This is a genomic window from Arthrobacter sp. NtRootA1 (genome assembly GCF_019976975.1).
GTDB classification, from domain to species: domain Bacteria; phylum Actinomycetota; class Actinomycetes; order Actinomycetales; family Micrococcaceae; genus Arthrobacter; species Arthrobacter aromaticivorans.
In genome coordinates, this window is the sequence record NZ_AP024630.1 from 1857667 (window position 1) to 1876771 (window position 19105).

Consider the following 19105-nt stretch of genomic DNA (forward strand, 5'->3'; position numbering starts at 1 on the left):
CCGGCAGTTAGGAAGTCCCCAGTGGATCTGTGAAAATGGGTGAATGAGCACCCAGTCTCCGACGCCTCAGTCCCGTCCGTCCAATGCCGGGCCCCACAGCGCCCATAACCACAGCTTGCAGGGACAGAGCCTGGACCAAGCGCTCCAACAGGCTGGTTTCTACCCCCGGCTGGTGGCCGACGTCGTGGATGACGCCTTGGATGGCCGCGATTGCTTGTCACACCTGGTGCACCTTGAGACGCACTTTGATCGCGCCGAAGTTCGCCGTCACATCACCGTGCTGGTGCTCACGGAAGACATGTTGGTGATCACCCACGTTGACGATCAGCAGTTGGATGAAGCCGGGGAACAGATCGTCGCCCAGATTTCCACGGAGTCAGTACCTGTGGCGCAGATCCGTTCTGTGGTCCTTAGCTACATGTATTCGCAGCCGCAGGACTACAAGCCGTCGGATCCCGTTCGGGAAATGACGGTGTCCATTGCCTGGTCCGGTGGGCAGCGCCTGGACATGGGCCCGGCAAGCTGCGGTGATCCGCAGTGCGAAGCGGACCACGGATACACCGGAACCATCGCGCAGGAGGACATCGTCCTGCGCATCAGTGCCGAAGCGGACGGCCTCCAAGCGGTCCAGGACGCCAAGGTCTTCGCGCGCGCCCTTCGTGCCGTGAACACGGCAAATCCCACACCCGTCCCACACACCGGCATCCCCGCGCCGCGGCCACGTTCGGGGGTCTTCAGCAACCGCTTGAGCCGCGGACACCAGCGTTGAGGGTGACTGCACAGGAGCACACGCAGCCAACGTCCGGTACCGCGCCGGCCTCCGACCTCCCTGCGCCCCCGCTTTTTGGGAGCAGATCGATCGCCGAAGTCTTCACCAGTGCTGCCGCGAGCATGGGCATCCCCGGATTTGCCAACCAGCTTCACCTGCCGGCCGCGCAACGTGTATGTGTAGTCCTCGCCGATGGCCTGGGCCGCAGCCTGCTCAAGCAAAAGGCTTCGCATACACCGTTCCTGCGTTCCATCCTGTCCGGCGGACAGGGCAGCGTCCCCAACTGGATTGATTCGGCTTTTCCCAGCACCACCGCGGCTTCACTGGCAAGCCTGGGTACAGGGCTTCCCGCCGGGCAGCACGGCATGGTGGGCTATGACGTCCTGGATCCTTCCCAGGACAAAGTCGTGAACCTGCTTGGCAACTGGGACGCCCACGTGGACCCTGCGCGTTGGCAGCCGCACGCTACCGTGTTCGAACGCATAGCTGCCGAAGCCGACGTCGTCACCGTGAGCCTCCCGCAGTTCGGCAGTTCCCCGATGACGCAGGCAGCCCTCCGGGGCAGCCGTTTCGTGGGCGGCACAAGCCTGCATGCGCGCACAGCCGCCGCAGCAGAGGCAATGTCCGGTGGTGGCCGCTCCCTGATGTACTTCTATGTCAACGAGTTGGACAAAGCCGGTCATCGCTACGGCTGCCAGTCCGACCGCTGGGAACACCAACTTGAAGAGCTCGACTCCACTGTCAAGAGACTGTCCGCCACGCTGCCCCCGGGAACCACCATCGTCCTGACCGGGGATCACGGAATGCTGGACGTTCCCGAGTCCCAGCGCATTGACTACTCAGCTGATGCTTCACTCGTTGCAGGGGTCCGCCACACTGCAGGCGAGCCCCGCATGGTTCATCTTTACCTTGAACCGGACGTTACCGATCCGCAGCGCGAGTCCCTGATCTCGGCGTGGCGTACTCGTTTTGGCGAACGCATCTGGGCCTTCACCCGCGAGCAGGCGATAGGCGCTGGCTTGTTCGGTGATGTCCAACCAGAGGTGGCACCGCGGATCGGTGATGTGATGATCGCCGCCCGGGATACCTTGGCCCTTTACGATACCCGCAGGGTCCGTCCAGCATCGCTGGAAGTAGTCGGCCAGCATGGTTCCTTGACTAAGGCGGAACGCGAAGTGCCGTTCCTTTGCTTCCCCGCGGCCGGTAAAAAGGGAAAACGTGGCTGAACTCGTCTTCTTTTCCGGCACCATGGATTGCGGTAAGTCCACTCTCGCTCTGCAAATGGATTACAACCACCGTGCGCGGGGCAGAGGCGGCGTACGTTTCAGCTGCAATGACCGTGCCGGTGATTCGAGGATCTCCAGCAGGTTGGGCCTCCAGACCGACGCCGTCGAGGTCCGGACCGATACTGATTTCTGGGACGAAGTGGTTGTACGCCGGACCAGTGGGCTCCGCGTGGACTACCTGATCTGTGATGAAGCCCAGTTCTATTCCGCTGCCCAAGTGGAGCAGTTGGCGCGCCTGGTGGATGAGATGGAGGTGGACGTCTTCGCGTTCGGGATCACCTCGGACTTTCGCACCACCCTGTTTCCCGGCTCCCAACGTCTGATCGAGCTCGCCGACAAAGTACAGGTACTGCAGGTCGAGGCACTGTGCTGGTGCGGGCGCAGGGCAACTCAAAATGCCCGAACGGTAGACGGCATCATGGTGGTGGAAGGGGACCAGGTCATGGTTGGCGATGTTGCTCCCCGGACTGCCGGTGATCTCCCGGGCGTGGGCGATCAAGTTCATGCAGGGGAAGTTGTTGGCCACGAACCCGTGGTTGGCTATGAGACATTGTGCCGGCGCCATTACATGCGCCGCGTGACAGCCCACGGGGCCAACCTGATGGCCGGCGGAGACCAAACTCTTCCGTTCGACATCGATGCCTGCCTCTGGCCGGGAGCCGGTTCCGGCACTGGCTTGACGCCGCGTTAGGGAGTAGTGGCCGCGGTGGAGGCTAGTCGGCGCGGCAGGCGCTAGTCGCCGCGGGCGCCGAAGACGATCTCGTCCCAGCTGGGGATACTTGACCGTTTTGGACGGGAGGGCTGGCGCTCTACGGCTGCCTCAGTGTCCTTGTGCGTGTTATGGTCCCCGGCATCAAGGGATGTCTTGTCCTCTGCTGCTGTCTCTGAATGCGATGCAGCACGATCAGACTGTGCTTGCGGGGTGGTGGCTCCACCAAGCAGTTCATCCAGCCCTGCCCGTTGCGTCTGGGTGGTCCCGGAATCGATTCGATCCGCATCTTTGGGATCAGGAGCGCTGGCCGCCCCCGGCTTGCGATCGGTTAAGGAAGTGACGGGCCGCAATGGGCTGGCGACAACGGTGATTTCGCGCGTCTCCGTGCTGACGCCGTCGTGGAGCTTCAGTGAGTCGTCGTCGTCTGAGTCATGGTTCTGGGGCGCGAGGCTTAGCCGGGACAGCATGGACGGACGTCCTTCCTTCCGCGGAGGCTCAGCCACAGGAGAAGCTTCCGGTTCTGGTTGATCCCCGGCGGGTTCCTCGGCCGGGTGTTGATCTTCAACGCCGGAACGTGGGTGGGCTGCCGGAACGTTGCTGAGCAGGACGGCCAAGGCGTCGTCGCCGTCTTCGTCCACGCCCAGGCGCTGCCCCCGGCGTGAGCGGAGCATTTCCAGGAGGCTGTCGGATTCCTTCGCAGACGCGCGCGCCGCGGTTTCGGCGTCGGTCTCGAAGTCGAAAGGGCGGTCCGAGACGGCGGCAAGCCGGCGTGCCGGAACGGGCCCGTCCAGAGGCTCCAACTCACTGAGCTGCTGAGCCCAGCGGTTGGCGTTATGCAGGGATTTCCGCTGCGGACTGAACGTCCACATCGCCGGTGGCTCCTCGCCGATGCTTCCGTGCGTACCGGGGACCGCTTCAAAGCGCGCGACGACGGTCCAGGAACCGTCCGATCGGCGCCAGGAGTCCCATTCAACCGTTGAAGAATCGATGCCGTGCGCGGACAGGCGGTGGGCCACCATTTCGCCGAGGGTCGCTGGATTGTCGCCAAAGGCGGAGCGATAGATGTCCTGGCCCGGGGCCGGAGAAGCTACTTCAATGTTTCTGGCCTGCTGCGCAACGTACTCACGCTCGGCCAGGACAGGGCCTTCGTAGCGCTGCACGTTGGCAAGGGGCAGACCGGACAACTCCGCTACTTCAGCCGCCGTGGCTCCACTGCGGATTCTGGACTGAATATCCCTGGGGGACATGGCAATCGGGCTGTTTGACGCCCGCGCAGCGACCTGGGCGGGGGTCCTGCTCGTCGCGGCACGAAGTGCCTCGTCGATCGGAAGCTGGAACATCGCACCGCCGGGTCCGCTCAGGAGCAGATGCCCGCCGTCGTCGTGGACGCCTACCAGCCGTAGATCCTGCATAACACCCTCCACCACATGGCATAACTGACATTCGAAACTCTGCCACCCCCATTGCCCTTTTCCTACTAGGACAAAGGGCGTGCCGTGATATTCCGGCGAAAATGGCAGATTGCCGGGCGGATCCTTCCCCGCAATCCGAGCGCAATTTGCCGCCTCTGGACAATCGCCGGGCATGGGAGGACAATCTGGCCGATATCGGGCACAAATCCGGGGCGTCCGGCGTTACACCCTTAGACCGGCGGCGGGCAGTAAAATCCGCCAGGCCGGAATCCTACCCGGAGCAAGTACGGAGGACGAAGAAGGACCATGGCCACGGATTACGATGCCCCTCGAAAGACCGAGGAAGACGTCAGTGAGGACTCGATTGAGGAACTCAAGACGCGCCAGTCGGGGAAGCAATCCTCCGCGGTGGATGTCGATGAGACCGATCTTGCCGATGGCTTCGAGCTCCCGGGAGCGGACCTCTCCGGGGAAGAGCTCCTCATTCAAGTCATGCCACCACAGCCTGACGAATTCACGTGCTACAACTGCTTCCTTGTGAAGCACCGCTCCCAGATCGCCACCGAGAGGGACGGACACCTGTACTGCACGGAATGCGAGAGCTAGCAGTATCAGCGCCTTCAGGAGCCAGGCACGGGGCGGAACTGGTGCCGGCCGTGCGCAGCGTTAGTGCCCGCCCAGTCGCTAATTCCCGCCCAGCGCAGCGACGAGTTCATCCGGCCTGCGCGAAGACACCAGCCAGTAGGGCGTACGATCGGCGGGATCGGTGATCTCGATTTTCACTACGGCATCGATCCACCCGCGGAAGCACATGTAGGCCAGGCCATTGAGGCGGGTTCCACGTTCGGCGGTGGCCTCACCTTTTTTGAAGGCCTCGGCGGTGCCGACGAATTTGCGGTCGATAGTGGCGCGTCCCACCCTAAGGCTGTCCCGCGTAACGGTGATGGTGGGTGTTGTGACCACCAACAGGGTAGTCATGACGGCCAGAAGCACTAGCGCGGCGATGATGCCCGCGGCGGCACTGATGGGTGCGAACATCAGGATTCCAGCGCTCGAGAGGCCCACGACGACAACCCAGATCCAGATGGTCGGCCATAATTTCTCGGTGAACAGCACCTCGGAGGCGGTATTCCGGGCAGGCATGGGGGCGGACTGGTCAGACGTAGGCATGGGTCCAGCTTATCGGCCCTTGGACCGGCTATATGCCCGGAGTGCCCGCATGGATGTGCCCCACGTAGAATGAACCACTGTGAGCAACGAGACCGCAGTATTCAGTAATGACACCACCGCAGCGTATGGCGCGCCCACTTTGGACGTTCAGCTGAAAATGCTCGACGCCGGGCTGGAAGCACCGTCCTACGCGCACCCGGGCGATGCCGGCGCGGACCTGCGGGCCCGCGAGGACGTGAAACTTGCCCCTGGGGAACGGAAATTGGTTCCGACGGGCGTTTCGATTGCCCTCCCGGATGGCTTTGTGGCACTGATCCACCCGCGGTCCGGACTCGCGACCAAACATGGCCTCACCGTTGTCAACGCACCCGGGACTGTGGACGCAGGCTACCGCGGCGAAATCGCGGTCACCTTGTTGAACACTGACCAAAACCAGGCCATTGAGCTCAAGCGCGGCGATAGAATTGCCCAAATGGTGATTCAGCGCGTCGAGTACGCACGCTTCGTGATGGTTGATGATCTATCCGACTCCGCCCGCGGTACGGGCGGCTTTGGTTCCACTGGCGGATTCAACGCACCGGTGGCCTGATAACCCACGGGGTTGCGGTTTACTTGGGGATAGACCACTACTAAGGAGACAACCCAATGCTTTTTGGGCGCGGTAAAAAGTCCAAGGCCGAGCGGCTGGAAACCGCTGGCACCGTCGAGGAAAACGACGCGGCTGAGGCAACAGCCCCTGCAACCGGCCCGTCCGGTACCAAGGGTGATTTCCGGCTTGGCAAAGGTCCTTGGGACATCGATGAGATCGAGGACCGCGACGGATACGTGGACCTCGGCGCTCTGCTGATCGCACCCTCCGACGGACTCCAGCTGCGGCTGGAGGTGGAAGAAGCTACCCAGCGCGTGGTGGCTGTGACCATGGACCTGGCTGGCTCAAGCCTTCAGCTCCAGGCGTTCGCTGCTCCGCGTTCGGAGGGTCTGTGGGACGAGATCCGCGAGCAGATCGGCCAATCCGTAGCCAGCCAGGGTGGCGAGACAGAAGAAGTAGCTGGAACGTTTGGCACGGAACTCGTCGCCAAGCTCCCCGCGGAAGCTACGGACGGCAGCCGGGGTTTCCGCGCTGCCCGCTTCATGGGCGTGGATGGTCCCCGGTGGTTCCTGCGTGGTGTCCTCGGCGGCGAAGCCGCACTGGATCGGGACGCTGCGGCTGCCTTGGAGGAGCTCTTCCGGCGAGTAGTGGTTGTCCGCGGCGACAATCCGATGCCTCCGCGCGAACTCTTGCAGCTGCGTCTGCCCAAGGACGCTGCCGCCCAGGCTCCATCCCACGTTCCCGATCCCGGTGCACAGCAAGGCGGTCCTGCCATGCAGCAGCCGGAGCGGGGACCGGAGATCACCCAGATTGGCTGATAAGCCCGGCTCGCCAGGACCGGCAGGCCAGCAGTCTCCGCCAGTGGGGGTTCGTGATCTCCCTGCCCGCGGCAGGGCCACCTGCACTGGATTCATCGAGTCTGTCACGCATCAGCCGCCAAGTGAGCAACCCTTCTTTTCAGCAGTTGTGGTGGATGCGTTGGAGCACAGTTTCCAGCCCTCTGTTGGTGGCGGGGGAGTTAAAAGGCCTTATGCACGGTTGCGCGTCATCTGGTTGGGCAGGAACCGTGTACCCGGGATTGAAGCAGGAGTGGAACTGCGCTTGAACGGCATGGTGACGCAAGTGGACGGCCTGCCTGCGATGTTCAATCCACGCTACGAAATACTTTCCCGTCAGGAGCACCTATGACCGTGGCCAATGGATCAGAGCCGAAGGATTCCGCACAGCCTACGCCAGGCAAGAGTGAAGCCACTGCCACAGGATCAGCCAAGACCCCGGCGGTCGAAACCCCGGGGGTCGCGGATTTGGCTGCGGGCTATGCAGAGAAGGCAGGGCTTCAGCGCAACAGTGCCGGCCATGTAGACATGTTGAAGTCTGCCGGGGGAGTGCAAGGCATCGCGGAGAGTATCCTCCCGGGCCTCGTTTTCCTTGTGGCCTTCACTGTAAGCCGCGACTTGACGGTTTCCCTGGTGGCGGCGCTGGCGACGGCGGCAATCTTCACTGTTGTCCGCCTGATCCAACGACGCCCGTTGACGCAGGCACTCGCCGGTGTGGTCGGCGTCGGGATTTCTGCTTGGTTGGCCAACACTACAGGGAAGGCCGAGGACTTCTACGTTCTCGGCTTCTTCACCAACATTGCCTATATCGCGGGCATGGTGCTTTCCATCGTCCTCAAGTGGCCCCTTGCCGGGTTGCTGTTCGGATTCGTCCGTAATGAGGGTCTCGAATGGCGCAAGGATCCCGAACGCCTGCGGGCGTACCAGCTTGGCACCTGGATTGTTGTGGCGGTGCTGGCGCTGCGGCTGGTGGTGCAGGTGCCCCTGTACTTCCTGGGTGAGCCAGGCCTGACGGCCTTGGCTACTACCCGGCTCCTCATGGGTGCACCGCTGTACATCCTTGGCCTGTGGGTGGCCTGGCTTGTTACCAAGCCGGCACCTCAGCCGTCGAAGCCGTCGTCCTCGGCCTGATCCGCAACGTTGGCATCGCCGTCGCGGGGCCCTTGGCCTGCCATCGACGCCGGTGACAACAGGGCGCGCAGGCCGTCCTCTGCCTGGATGGTGGTGACGAAGAACAGCTCGTCGCCACCATCGAGGACATCGTCCCGGCTTGGGGTGATGGGTGCCTGATCGCGCAGGATGGCTACCAAGGTGGCGTCTTCCGGCCATTCGATTGCGCCCACTGTGCTCCCAATGACGTGGGAGTCGTGGGGAACGGTGAATTCCACAATCGAGGCGACGCCGGTCTGCAGAGTCAACAGCCGGACGATGTCGCCGATTTCCACGGCTTCCTCAACCAGGGCAGTCATTAGCTGGGGAGTGTTGACGGCGACGTCCACACCCCATGAGTCATTGAACATCCAGTCGTTCTTGGGGTTGTTGACGCGTCCAACAGTGCGCCCTACGGCGAATTCCGTCTTGGCCAGCAGGGACACCACCAGGTTCACTTTGTCATCACCCGTCGCGGAAACCACGACGTCGGCATCCTCAAGTTTGGCGTCCTGCAGGGTACTGAGTTCGCAGGCATCGCCCACCAGCCAGCGCGCACCCCGAAGGCCGCTGCGGCCAATGACTTCAGGCTTGAGGTCGATGAGCAGGATCTGATGGTTGTGGGCCAGGAGCTCACGGGCAATGGACGAGCCGACGCTGCCTGCGCCAACGATGACAACTTTCACTAAGACTCCTTGGCCGGTGCTTTGGCGAGGACGCGGCTGATCTCCGAGGTCCTGTCCAGGCTCAACATTGCGTGGACGGTATCGCCTTCCTGATAGGCCGTGCCCGGCAGGGGCAGGAGGCCTTCACCAAAACGGGTCAGGAAGGCGACGCGAATCCCCGCGGCAGCTTCAATGGACGTCAGGCTATGGCCGATCCACCCCTCGTGCAGGTCCACCTCTGCCAGGACGAGCCGCCCGGATGGCTCCCGGTAATCGCCGGCGAGGTGCTGTTCGGGAAGGATGCGCCTGAGGACCTGGTCGGCGCTCCAGCGCACGGCAGCTACGGTGGGAATGCCGAGGCGCTGGTAAATTTCGGCGCGTCCGGGATCGTAGATGCGGGCCACGACGTGTGCCACATGGAAAGTCTCACGTGCTACCCGGGTGGCCAGGATATTGGAATTGTCACCACTGGAAACTGCGGCGAATGCGTAAGCCTCTTCCACTCCGGCCTGCTTGAGTGTGTCCCTGTCGAAACCCACGCCGGTGACCTTGCGGCCGGTAAACGTGTTGCGAAGCCTACGGAACGCCCGCTCGTCCTGGTCGATGATGGCCACCGAATGGCCGGCGTCTTCCAAAGTGTGTGCCAGGGTTGCGCCAACACGGCCGCAACCCATGATCACGAAGTGAGCCACCGTGTCTCCTTATGTGTGTTTACCGTGCCGCTGCGTAAGACTTTACCGGTGCGATGGACGTAAGGCGGAGACCGCCGTCATGACATCGATGGGGATTCAGAGTAGTTTTGCGAAAGTGTTGACAATACTGAATGCTGCGAAGCGTGTGTTGGTGGGCCGGCCAGTCCGGAATGACCGCCTATCCCACACCCTCTTGCCCAAACGCATCGCTTTGCCGATCTTCGCCTCGGACGCCCTGTCTTCAGTGGCCTACGCGCCGGATGAAATCCTGCTGACCCTTGCTCTCGCCGGTGTCAGTGCCGTGGCATTCTCCCCCTTCGTCGGCTTGGCCGTGATGGTGGTGTTGCTCACAGTGGTTGCCTCCTATCGGCAGAATGTGCACGCCTACCCATCGGGCGGAGGCGACTATGAGATCGCCAACGTCAACCTGGGCAAATATGCCGGGCTCACCGTCGCTTCGGCGCTCCTGGTGGACTACGTCCTGACCGTTGCGGTGTCGATGTCGTCCGCCGCCGCCTACCTCACCACGGCGATCCCTTCATTGCACGGGCAACAGGCGATGATCGCGACTGTGGGCGTGATCATTCTCGCCTTGGTCAACCTGCGTGGCATCAAGGAGGCCGGCTCGGTCTTTGCCGTCCCCACCTATATCTTCATGGCGTCCATCCTGGGCATGACCCTCGTGGGCATCTTCCAGGCCCTTACGGGACAACTGGGCCAGGCGCCGTCCGCCAACTTCACCATCGTGCCCCAGGCCGGCTTCGATGAAGGTCTCGTTGGACTTGCCGGTGCGTTCCTGTTGCTCCGTGCGTTTTCCTCGGGCGCCGCGGCCTTGACGGGCGTGGAGGCGATCAGCAACGGCGTGCCCAATTTCCAGAAGCCCAAGAGCAAGAACGCTGCCACAACCCTGCTGTTACTGGGAGCGATCGCGGCCGCCATGCTGGCCGGCATCCTTTACCTCGCCAACGCCACGAAGGTCCACATTGTTCTGGATCCCGCCAAAGAGTTCCTTCTTGATGGCAAGCCGTTGCCCGAGGGCTATATCCAGAACCCGGCCATCAGCCAGATCGCAGACACCATTTTTGGGGCAGGTTCCATCCCGTTTTATATCGTGGTGGCTGCCACCGGCGTCATTCTTGTTTTCGCTTCCAACACCGCTTTCAACGGCTTTCCTGTCCTGGGTTCCATCCTGGCGCAGGACGGCTACCTTCCCCGCCAGCTCCGCACCCGCGGCGACAGGCTGGCATTCAGCAACGGTGTGCTGGCCTTGGCTGCCGGAGCGCTGGTGCTCATCCTTTCGTTCAACGCTGATGTCACCAAGCTCATCCAGCTGTACATCGTGGGTGTCTTCATTTCCTTCACCGCCAGCCAGCTTGGCATGGTCCGCCACTGGGGGCGTGAACTGAAACTGGCGCGGGACAAATCGGTCCGCCGCAGGATCATCAAGTCGAGGACCATCAACATGGTGGGCTTCGGCATGACCGGGCTGGTCTTGGTCATCGTCCTGATCACCAAGTTTGAGCAAGGTGCCTGGATCGCCCTTCTGGCAATGTTCGTGCTGTTCCTCATCATGTGGAGTATCCGGGCACACTATGACAATGTTGCCAAGGAGTTGGCAGTTGACGAGGATTCATCGCCGCGCGCATTGCCTACCCGTGTCCACGCCGTACTGCTTGTTTCGCACGTCCGCAAGCCTGTTTTGCGTGCCCTGGCCTATGCCCGGGCCTCGCGGCCTTCGCGACTCGACGCGGTCACCGTGGATATCAACTCCGAAGAGACAGAACATACCGTCCGGGATTGGGAGAAGCTGGAAATTCCAGTACCGCTCACGGTACTGGCCAGCCCCTACCGTGAAACCGTGACTCCCATCATGGAGTACATCAAGAACATGAGACGCGACTCACCCCGCGACTTGATCGTGGTGTACATCCCTGAGTACGTCGTGGGCAAATGGTGGGAGCAGTTGGTCCACAACCAGACGGCACTCAGAATCAAGACGCGGCTCCACTTTGAACCTGGAGTCATGGTTGCCAGCGTTCCGTGGCAGCTAAAGTCCTCCGAAGAAGCAAAGGCACTGCAGGATACCCAATGACCTCCCACAGCATTTCACCCGTCACTGACACCAGCGGAGGCCAAGGTGCACCCGGCACCGAGCTGACCGTTGACGTTGGCCCTGTCGCGCATGGCGGCCATTTCGTCGCACGCCACGAGGGTCGCGTCATCTTCGTACGCCACGGCATTCCAGGGGAGAAGGTCCGGATTCGATTGACCGACTCCGGCGACTCGTCCCGATTCTGGCGTGCCGACGTCGTGGAGGTCCTGCAAGCCTCGCCGGACCGCGTGCCGCACTTCTGGAAGCCGGCGGATTCGCTGACGGCCTGGCAGCACGGAAATCCGCCCGTGGGCGGTGCCGAGCTCGGCCACATTTCCCTGCAGCGGCAGCGCGCCCTTAAGGCTGAAGTGCTGTCCGAACAGCTCAAGAGACTCGCTGGCCTGGACCTTGGGGTGGAGGTTGAGGGTGTAGGTGCGAACGACGACGGCGGACTCGGCTGGCGTACGCGCGCCAGCTTTGCTGTGACCCCCAAGGGGCGGCTGGGCATGCACGCCCACCGTTCCGACGTCGTGGTGCCCATCCGGGAGATGCCGTTGGCGCTTCCGGGAATCAACGACCTCAAGCTGTGGGACCTCGATCTCAGCGGGATAGCACGCGTAGAAGTGGCGACGCCTGCCAATGGCTCCAGGCCGCTGGTGCTGCTGGCGCCGGAGGAAACGACCAGTCCCAAGCGGCTGCACAGCGTCCTTTCGCAGTTGCCGAATGACGTCTCCGTAGCGAGCTTCGATCCCGGCAAGGGCCAGGTGCTGCAACTTCGGGGGCGGACCTGGGTGCAGGAATCGGCGGCAGGGCATGAGTACCGTGTGACGGGCGAAGGCTTCTGGCAGATTCATAAGGACGCGCCGGAGACCCTGGTGGACGCGGTGACCGGCTACCTCGCAGGCGGAGGGTATCTCCAACCCGGTGCTGCGGTGGCGGACCTCTACGCCGGTGCCGGCCTGTTTACGGCTCCTTTGGCTGATGCGGTAGGCATTACGGGCTCGGTATTGTCCGTTGAAGGATCGCCCGGCACCAGCCGTGACGCGCGCAAGAACCTGCACGGAGAATCCCACGTTGAGATCGTGCAGGGACGAGTGGAGCGGGTATTGCACCAGCGTCCCCGGAACTTCGATTCCCTGGTCCTTGACCCACCGCGCGCGGGGGCCGGAAAAGCGGTGGTAAACCAACTCATGGCCTCACATCCCCGGGCAATTGCCTATGTGTCCTGTGATCCGGCTTCTTTTGCACGTGATCTGGGTTACTTCCAGCAAGGCGGTTGGCGGTTGGAGTCATTGAGGGCATTCGACCTGTACCCCCACACGCATCACTTGGAGACCGTCAGCCTCATCGTTCCCGCCGGTTAGGCCGGTTATCGCCCGCCACGCCACCGGATGGCGGGCGATACGTGGGGTGCCGCATTTAGTGGAGCTGCCGTGCAGCCGTGCTTGAACGTGATCGATGCCACTACGATGGGCATAGTAGTCCCACATAGCAGCCCCGCTCCGCATGGTTCCGCGCGGGGGACAGGGGTTGACCAACTGAGAGTGCCGCCCGGCTAAGTAAGGTGCGCCTAACTGGCTAGCGGCCAACCACGCGACAAAGATGAAACTGTTGCGAGAGGAGTCCTGCCATGAGCACTGTGGACAGCTTCGGTTCCAAAGGCGTACTGAATGTAGCCGGCACCGATTATGAAATTTTCCGGTTGAACTCCGTAGAGGGCGCAGACAGCCTTCCGTTCAGCCTCAAAGTATTGCTTGAAAACCTCCTGCGGACTGAGGATGGCGCCAATATAACGGCTGACCACGTCCGCGCCCTGGCCGGTTGGGACCCCAATGCGGAGCCCGACACGGAAATCCAGTTCACCCCTGCCCGCGTCATCATGCAGGACTTCACCGGCGTACCCTGCGTTGTAGACCTCGCCACCATGCGCGAGGCCGTGAAGGAACTTGGCGGCGACCCCAAGCGCGTCAACCCGCTGGCACCCGCCGAAATGGTCATCGACCACTCCGTCCAGATCGACGCCTTCGGTAACTCCGGCGCACTGGAGCGCAACATGGAGATCGAATACCAGCGCAATGGTGAGCGCTACCAGTTCCTGCGGTGGGGCCAGACGGCCTTCGATGACTTCAAGGTTGTTCCCCCGGGAACCGGTATTGTCCACCAGGTCAACATCGAGTACCTGGCCCGCACCGTCATGACCCGTGAGATCGACGGCGTGCTGCGTGCCTACCCGGACACCTGCGTTGGAACCGACTCCCACACCACCATGGTCAACGGCCTGGGCATCCTGGGCTGGGGCGTCGGCGGCATCGAAGCAGAGGCTGCCATGCTTGGCCAGCCCGTCTCCATGCTGATTCCGCGCGTTGTGGGCTTCAAGCTCAGCGGCAGCATCCCGGCCGGCGCCACCGCAACGGACGTCGTGCTGACCATCACCGAAATGCTGCGCAAGCACGGCGTGGTGGGCAAGTTCGTTGAATTCTACGGTGAAGGCGTTGCCGCTGTGCCGCTGGCGAACCGCGCCACCATCGGAAACATGAGCCCGGAATTCGGTTCCACGGCCGCTATGTTCCCGATTGACGATGTCACCTTGGAGTACCTGCGCCTGACCGGCCGGTCCGAAGAGAATGTCGCCCTTGTGGAGGCCTACACCAAGGAACAGGGCCTCTGGCACGATCCTTCCCGCGAGCTGCGCTTCTCCGAGTTCCTCGAGCTGGACCTTTCAACGGTTGTTCCCTCCATCTCCGGTCCGAAGCGTCCCCAGGACCGCATCGAGCTGACGGATGCCAAGGAGCAGTTCCGCAAGGACATCCACAACTACGTCGCAATTGAAGACGGCAGCGTGGACGAATCATTGGACGAATCGTTCCCGGCTTCGGATGCTCCGTCCTTCACCCACGCCGACTCGCACACCACGGAAACGGCACGCGTTGTGTCCGCCGCCAACGGTGCGCAGGGCCGTCCGTCCGCACCCGTGCACGTGAAGACCGCAGATGGCCGTGAATTTGAGTTGGACCACGGTGCCGTGTCGATCGCCTCGATCACTTCCTGCACCAACACGTCCAACCCGTCCGTCATGTTGGCCGCTGCGCTGCTTGCACGCAACGCTGTTGACAAGGGCCTGACTGCCAAGCCGTGGGTCAAGACTTCCGTGGCTCCGGGCTCGAAGGTTGTCACGGACTACTACGAGAAGTCCGGTCTTACCCCGTACTTGGAGAAGCTCGGCTTCTACATCGTGGGCTACGGCTGCGCCACCTGCATCGGCAACTCCGGCCCGCTGGAACCGGAAATTTCCGAGGCTATCCAGGCCAACGACCTCTCCGTGACGGCCGTCCTCTCGGGCAACCGCAACTTCGAAGGCCGCATCAACCCGGACGTCAAGATGAACTACCTGGCGTCCCCGCCGCTGGTCATCGCTTACGCCCTGGCCGGTTCCATGGACTTCGACTTCGACACCGATGCCCTGGGCACGGACTCCGAGGGCAACGAGGTCTTCCTGAAGGACATCTGGCCGAACCCCACCGAGGTCCAGGAAGTCATCGATTCCTCGATCGACGAAGCCATGTTCGCCAAGGGTTACGAGGGCGTCTTCGACGGCGACGAGCGCTGGAAGGCACTCGACACGCCTGCAGGCGACACCTTCGCCTGGGCCGAGGACTCCACGTACGTACGCAAGCCCCCATACTTCGAGGGCATGAAGGCACAGCCGGACCCCGTCCAGGACATCCAGGGCGCCCGTGTGTTGCTGAAGCTGGGCGATTCCGTCACCACGGACCACATCTCCCCGGCCGGCTCCTTCAAGTCGGACACCCCCGCTGGCCAGTACCTCCTGGCAAACGGCGTGGAGCGCAAGGACTTCAACTCCTACGGCTCCCGCCGTGGTAACCACGAAGTCATGATCCGCGGTACCTTCGCCAACATCCGCATCAAGAACCAGCTCCTGGACGGCGTCGAGGGTGGCTTCACCCGCGACTTCAGCCAGGAAGGCGCACCCCAGGCCTACGTTTACGATGCCGCGCAGAACTACCAGGCTGCGGGAACGCCGCTGGTTGTCCTTGCAGGCAAGGAATACGGTTCCGGATCCTCCCGTGACTGGGCAGCCAAGGGCACTGCACTCCTGGGTGTCAAGGCAGTCGTTGCCGAGAGCTACGAGCGCATCCACCGCTCCAACCTCATCGGCATGGGCGTTCTTCCGCTGCAGTTCCCCGCCGGCGAGTCCGCTGCAACGCTGGGCCTGACCGGCACGGAGACCTTCGCGGTTGAAGGCGTCACGGCGCTGAACAACGGCACCACGCCCAAGACGCTAAAGGTAACGGCAACGGCGGAGGACGGCACGTCCAAGTCCTTCGACGCCGTCCTGCGCATCGATACCCCGGGTGAAGCGGACTACTACCGCAACGGTGGAATCCTGCAGTACGTCCTGCGGCAGATCTCCGCAGCATAGCGAGCCGGCTGGTTTTCAGCTGATTCTCCAAACCAGGCAGCCCCGGCTGGTCGCCCGACCAGCCGGGGCTCCTGCGTCTCCGGACGTCAATTCATTCCTCGCGCCGGCGCGAAACGCCTGCCCCGGGCACGCGCTAAAGTTAACAGGCACGTCATTCACCCTAAGGAGGGCCGTTGGGACTCTTGGAAACCATCAAGGATCCACAGGACCTGGCCAAACTATCCGGCCAAGAGCTGGAACAGCTGGCCGGCGAGATCAGGAACTTCCTGATTACCAACGTAGCCGCTACGGGTGGACACCTGGGTCCCAACCTCGGCGTCGTCGAGCTCACGCTTGCTGTGCATCGCATCTTCGAGTCTCCCCGGGACAGCATTGTCTTTGATACCGGGCACCAGTCCTATGTCCACAAGCTCCTCACGGGCAGGCAGGACTTCAGTACGCTCCGGCAGCAGGGTGGCCTCTCCGGTTACCCCGACCGCGCAGAATCCGAGCATGACATCGTCGAAAGCTCCCACGCTTCCTCGTCTTTGTCCTGGGCGGACGGCATTTCCCGGGCCCGCCAGCTAACCGGCGAAGGCGACCGGTTCGTCGTCGCGGTTGTAGGTGATGGTGCCCTCACTGGCGGAATGACGTGGGAGGCCATCAATAATATTGCGGCTGATAAGCGGCGCCGCGTGGTGATTGTGGTCAACGACAACGGCCGCTCCTATGCACCCACTGTGGGCGGTTTTGCCGACTACCTGGCATCGCTGCGCCCCACCATCGACACCTTGCGGACGACGCCGGCCTATGAGCGGATGCTTGACTGGTGGAAGAAGAAGCTCCAGAACGGTGGTCCCGTAGGTCAGTTCACCTACAAGAGCCTGCACGCCATGAAGAAGGGCATCAAGGACTGGTGGGCGCCCCAGGGAATGTTTGAAGATCTGGGCATGAAGTACATCGGTCCGGTGGACGGACACAACCTCCAGGCCATGGAACACGCCCTCACCACGGCCAAGGCCTACGGTGGCCCGGTGATCGTGCATGCGATGACCGAAAAAGGCCATGGATATGCTCCGGCCCTTGCCAATGAGGCCGATCAATTCCACGCCGTAGGAATCATCGATCCAGAGACGGGTGAGCCGACCGAAAGGCCCGGCGCCAGGTCCTGGACCTCGGTCTTCGCCGAGGAAATCGCCGACATCGCTGATGAGCGTCCTGACATTGTCGGTATCACCGGGGCAATGCTGATACCTGTCGGTCTGCACAAGTTCGCGGAGCGCCATCCTGAACGCGTTATCGACGTCGGTATCGCCGAACAGCATGCACTCACGTCTGCTGCGGGGATGGCGTACGGTGGCCTGCACCCGGTGGTGGCCGTTTATGCAACCTTCCTGAACCGTGCCTTCGACCAGTTGCTGATGGATGTCGCACTCCACAAGGCAGGGGTCACGATTGTCCTGGACCGTGCAGGTGTTACAGGGCCGGACGGTCCCAGTCATCACGGGATGTGGGACATGGCGATGGTCCAGATTGTTCCCGGACTCCATTTGGCGGCCCCGCGCGACGCCACCCGGCTCCGGGAAGAACTGCGCGAGGCGGTCGCCATCAATGACGCCCCCACAGTGGTGCGGTTTTCCAAGGGCAGCGTTGGCTCTGAAGTGGAGGCCATTGAGCGGCTCCATGACGGCGTGGATATCCTGGCACGCCGTCCCGAGGGTTCCACCGAAAACGATGTCCTCATCATCAGCGTTGGCGCCATGTCCGAGCTCGCCCTGGATGTCTCCGGCCGTCTTGGCGCCCAGGGAATCAGCTCCACAGTGGTTGACCCCCGTTGGCTCCTGCCCGTCCGCAAATCGATCATCGCCCTTGCCGCCCGGCATCGCCTGGTCATCTGCATCGAAGACGGCGTCCGTGCAGGCGGCGTGGGTTCGCGCATCCGCCAGGAAATGCGCGCAGCCGGCGTTGACACGGCTTTGAACGAGGTTGGCTTGCCTGTTGAGTTCCTGGTGCACGGATCCAGGAGCCAGGTCCTGGAGCGCGTCGGACTGACGGCCCAGAAGATAGCCCACGACGTCGTAGCCCAGGTCCTGGGTACAAAGGTCCCCTTTGCACGGCCACTGCCAGGTCAGGAACACCCCACCACCGGCAGTCTGCCCAAGCTGTGAGCTCCGATCGCGAGCCGGGCTCACTGCAGCCCGGCGACCTCGTGGTGGCGAGAAACAGGAAGTGGAATGGCAAGGCACACTGGGTTGTGCCGGGCCGCTACCTGGGTGAGGACATCCACGGGTGGTGGATTTTCCAACGCGCGGGGGAGTTCTGTTCGCGTCCCGGTGCTGCCTTCTACACAGCCTCGGATGCGGTCCTGCTGGTACCGCGGACCGGCGAATTCGTAGCCACTTTCTATGACGACACGTATCCGGGTGACTTCCGGGTTTACGTAGACCTGGCAACCGGTCATGGATGGAACACCATCAAGCCGGGCGTTACCGAGTTCCACATGATTGATATGGACCTGGACGTCATCCGCTCCACCCTCCACGGTGTGTTCGTCGATGACGAGGATGAGTTTGAGGACCACAGGGTAGGCATGGGATATCCCGCAGAAACCGTGGAAACCATGCGTGCGGAGTGCGCAGCCCTTCGTGAAGCAGTGGACGCCATGAAGGCTCCATTCGACGTCGAGGGCACCAGCAACACCAGTGCAGAGTGGTTCAGGAAAGGACGGACATGAGCGGCATTATCCGGGCATACAAGCGCGACGATGAGGGAGTACTTCACTTCCGTGAAGCTTGGTACGACGAGGACGACCAGCAGTTCGTGATCAATCACGGTGTGGTGGGCCACCAAAGCAAGACGGATGAAACAGACGTCGACGACGACTCTTCCGTAGATGGTTTGATGACGGCTTTCGCTGCCCAGTGTGAGGAGGACGGATTCGCCGAGATCCCCGAGTCCGAGCAGTTTTGGGTGGTGGCACAGTTCGCCCTGAAGACCAAGGACGGCACCGAACGTGACCGTCACTTCGAGCGCAAGGCGAAGGCGGCGCTGACTGGTGAACTGGCTTGGCGAGGACTGGGAATCGTGGACCGCACGGAGATCGGAAATTCGCGACTGAATGTCTTTTGCCTTTGCCCGGACGTCAACAAGGCCGTCAATGCCATCAAGATCTGCGTTCGCAATGAGGACCTGGATTTCACCAAGCTCTCCGTCGCAGCGGCTCCGCACAGCGACCCCACCGCATTCCGCCTGAAGCACTCGCCCAAGCAAGGTGTGGGCTTTACCCTCTAAGTAGGATCCAACGCACTCAGGA

At 62.4% G+C, this 19105-nt stretch carries 18 protein-coding genes; 14 read left to right on the forward strand and 4 right to left on the reverse strand.

What is annotated here, in order from left to right:
• The first annotated feature begins 43 nt into the window (after positions 1 to 43).
• The 3 genes from LDN90_RS08490 to LDN90_RS08500 are packed head-to-tail and all read left to right on the forward strand — an operon-like array spanning position 44 to position 2746.
• A complete protein-coding gene (locus tag LDN90_RS08490; protein WP_216923064.1) occupies positions 44 to 769 on the forward strand; it encodes a DUF5998 family protein in 726 nt (241 codons plus the stop codon).
• A gap of 2 nt (positions 770 to 771) precedes the next feature.
• Positions 772 to 1995, forward strand: a complete 1224-nt coding sequence (locus LDN90_RS08495) for a nucleotide pyrophosphatase/phosphodiesterase family protein (protein WP_223948654.1) — start codon at positions 772 to 774, stop codon at positions 1993 to 1995.
• On the forward strand, positions 1988 to 2746 hold the full coding sequence (locus LDN90_RS08500; RefSeq protein ID WP_223948655.1) for a thymidine kinase: 759 nt from the start codon (positions 1988 to 1990) through the stop codon (positions 2744 to 2746). Before LDN90_RS08495 ends, LDN90_RS08500 begins: the two co-directional genes overlap by 8 nt.
• 41 nt (positions 2747 to 2787) lie before the next feature.
• On the opposite strand, the gene sepH is transcribed toward LDN90_RS08500, so the two are convergent.
• On the reverse strand, positions 2788 to 4179 hold the full coding sequence (gene sepH, locus LDN90_RS08505; protein WP_223948656.1) for a septation protein SepH: 1392 nt from the start codon (positions 4177 to 4179) through the stop codon (positions 2788 to 2790).
• 306 nt (positions 4180 to 4485) lie between these two features.
• Here sepH and LDN90_RS08510 point away from each other — a divergent pair, with 306 nt between their 5' ends.
• On the forward strand, positions 4486 to 4785 hold the full coding sequence (locus LDN90_RS08510; protein WP_216923072.1) for a DUF4193 domain-containing protein: 300 nt from the start codon (positions 4486 to 4488) through the stop codon (positions 4783 to 4785).
• 78 nt (positions 4786 to 4863) lie between these two features.
• On the opposite strand, the gene LDN90_RS08515 is transcribed toward LDN90_RS08510, so the two are convergent.
• Complete coding sequence (locus LDN90_RS08515) at positions 4864 to 5349, reverse strand: DUF3093 domain-containing protein (protein WP_223948657.1); 486 nt, start codon at positions 5347 to 5349, stop codon at positions 4864 to 4866.
• 79 nt (positions 5350 to 5428) lie between these two features.
• On the opposite strand from LDN90_RS08515, the gene dut reads away from it, so the two are divergent.
• From dut to LDN90_RS08535, 4 genes are read left to right on the forward strand one after another with little or no spacing between them, the layout of a single operon-like run.
• Positions 5429 to 5938 carry a dUTP diphosphatase gene (gene dut, locus LDN90_RS08520; RefSeq protein WP_216923078.1) on the forward strand — a complete coding sequence of 170 codons (510 nt, stop codon included), beginning with the start codon at positions 5429 to 5431 and terminating at the stop codon, positions 5936 to 5938.
• A 56-nt stretch (positions 5939 to 5994) separates the two neighbouring features.
• A complete protein-coding gene (locus tag LDN90_RS08525) occupies positions 5995 to 6756 on the forward strand; it encodes a DUF3710 domain-containing protein (protein ID WP_216923080.1) in 762 nt (253 codons plus the stop codon).
• Positions 6757 to 6799: 43 nt separating this feature from the next.
• On the forward strand, positions 6800 to 7126 hold the full coding sequence (locus LDN90_RS08530; RefSeq protein ID WP_216923082.1) for a hypothetical protein: 327 nt from the start codon (positions 6800 to 6802) through the stop codon (positions 7124 to 7126).
• The gene (locus LDN90_RS08535; RefSeq protein ID WP_216923084.1) at positions 7123 to 7905 is read left to right on the forward strand and encodes a DUF3159 domain-containing protein; all 783 of its coding nucleotides are present in this window, start codon (positions 7123 to 7125) and stop codon (positions 7903 to 7905) included. The genes LDN90_RS08530 and LDN90_RS08535 overlap by 4 nt, the downstream gene beginning before the upstream one ends.
• Here the strand turns inward: LDN90_RS08535 and LDN90_RS08540 are convergent.
• Both LDN90_RS08540 and LDN90_RS08545 read right to left on the reverse strand, forming a co-directional pair.
• The gene (locus tag LDN90_RS08540; RefSeq protein ID WP_216923086.1) at positions 7875 to 8609 is read right to left on the reverse strand and encodes an NAD-binding protein; all 735 of its coding nucleotides are present in this window, start codon (positions 8607 to 8609) and stop codon (positions 7875 to 7877) included. The two genes, LDN90_RS08535 and LDN90_RS08540, sit on opposite strands and share 31 nt — an antisense overlap.
• On the reverse strand, positions 8609 to 9280 hold the full coding sequence (locus LDN90_RS08545; protein ID WP_216923088.1) for a TrkA family potassium uptake protein: 672 nt from the start codon (positions 9278 to 9280) through the stop codon (positions 8609 to 8611). The genes LDN90_RS08540 and LDN90_RS08545 overlap by 1 nt, the downstream gene beginning before the upstream one ends.
• A gap of 88 nt (positions 9281 to 9368) precedes the next feature.
• On the opposite strand from LDN90_RS08545, the gene LDN90_RS08550 reads away from it, so the two are divergent.
• The 6 genes from LDN90_RS08550 (at position 9369) to LDN90_RS08575 (ending at position 19083) form a co-directional block, all read left to right on the forward strand.
• The gene (locus LDN90_RS08550; RefSeq protein ID WP_223948658.1) at positions 9369 to 11372 is read left to right on the forward strand and encodes an APC family permease; all 2004 of its coding nucleotides are present in this window, start codon (positions 9369 to 9371) and stop codon (positions 11370 to 11372) included.
• Complete coding sequence (locus tag LDN90_RS08555) at positions 11369 to 12736, forward strand: TRAM domain-containing protein (protein ID WP_223948659.1); 1368 nt, start codon at positions 11369 to 11371, stop codon at positions 12734 to 12736. Before LDN90_RS08550 ends, LDN90_RS08555 begins: the two co-directional genes overlap by 4 nt.
• A 266-nt stretch (positions 12737 to 13002) precedes the next feature.
• Positions 13003 to 15813, forward strand: coding sequence for an aconitate hydratase AcnA (acnA, locus tag LDN90_RS08560; protein ID WP_223948660.1), 2811 nt, complete (start codon positions 13003 to 13005; stop codon positions 15811 to 15813).
• Positions 15814 to 15986: 173 nt separating this feature from the next.
• The gene (dxs, locus tag LDN90_RS08565; RefSeq protein WP_216923102.1) at positions 15987 to 17960 is read left to right on the forward strand and encodes a 1-deoxy-D-xylulose-5-phosphate synthase; all 1974 of its coding nucleotides are present in this window, start codon (positions 15987 to 15989) and stop codon (positions 17958 to 17960) included.
• Positions 17957 to 18526: a DUF402 domain-containing protein gene (locus LDN90_RS08570; protein WP_223948661.1), complete on the forward strand. Its 570-nt coding sequence runs from the start codon at positions 17957 to 17959 to the stop codon at positions 18524 to 18526. The genes dxs and LDN90_RS08570 overlap by 4 nt, the downstream gene beginning before the upstream one ends.
• On the forward strand, positions 18523 to 19083 hold the full coding sequence (locus LDN90_RS08575) for a hypothetical protein (RefSeq protein ID WP_223948662.1): 561 nt from the start codon (positions 18523 to 18525) through the stop codon (positions 19081 to 19083). The genes LDN90_RS08570 and LDN90_RS08575 overlap by 4 nt, the downstream gene beginning before the upstream one ends.
• Positions 19084 to 19105 lie beyond the last annotated feature (22 nt).

Bases quoted from the DNA above. Each gene is read 5' to 3' on its own strand.
- LDN90_RS08515 (WP_223948657.1), bottom strand. From the start codon at position 5,349: ATGCCTACGTCTGACCAGTCCGCCCCCATGCCTGCCCGGAATACCGCC.
- acnA (WP_223948660.1), top strand. From the start codon at position 13,003: ATGAGCACTGTGGACAGCTTCGGTTCCAAAGGCGTACTGAATGTAGCC.
- LDN90_RS08535 (WP_216923084.1), top strand. From the start codon at position 7,123: ATGACCGTGGCCAATGGATCAGAGCCGAAGGATTCCGCACAGCCTACG.
- LDN90_RS08525 (WP_216923080.1), top strand. From the start codon at position 5,995: ATGCTTTTTGGGCGCGGTAAAAAGTCCAAGGCCGAGCGGCTGGAAACC.
- sepH (WP_223948656.1), bottom strand. From the start codon at position 4,179: ATGCAGGATCTACGGCTGGTAGGCGTCCACGACGACGGCGGGCATCTG.
- LDN90_RS08490 (WP_216923064.1), top strand. From the start codon at position 44: ATGAGCACCCAGTCTCCGACGCCTCAGTCCCGTCCGTCCAATGCCGGG.
- LDN90_RS08575 (WP_223948662.1), top strand. From the start codon at position 18,523: ATGAGCGGCATTATCCGGGCATACAAGCGCGACGATGAGGGAGTACTT.
- LDN90_RS08555 (WP_223948659.1), top strand. From the start codon at position 11,369: ATGACCTCCCACAGCATTTCACCCGTCACTGACACCAGCGGAGGCCAA.
- LDN90_RS08550 (WP_223948658.1), top strand. From the start codon at position 9,369: ATGGGGATTCAGAGTAGTTTTGCGAAAGTGTTGACAATACTGAATGCT.
- LDN90_RS08510 (WP_216923072.1), top strand. From the start codon at position 4,486: ATGGCCACGGATTACGATGCCCCTCGAAAGACCGAGGAAGACGTCAGT.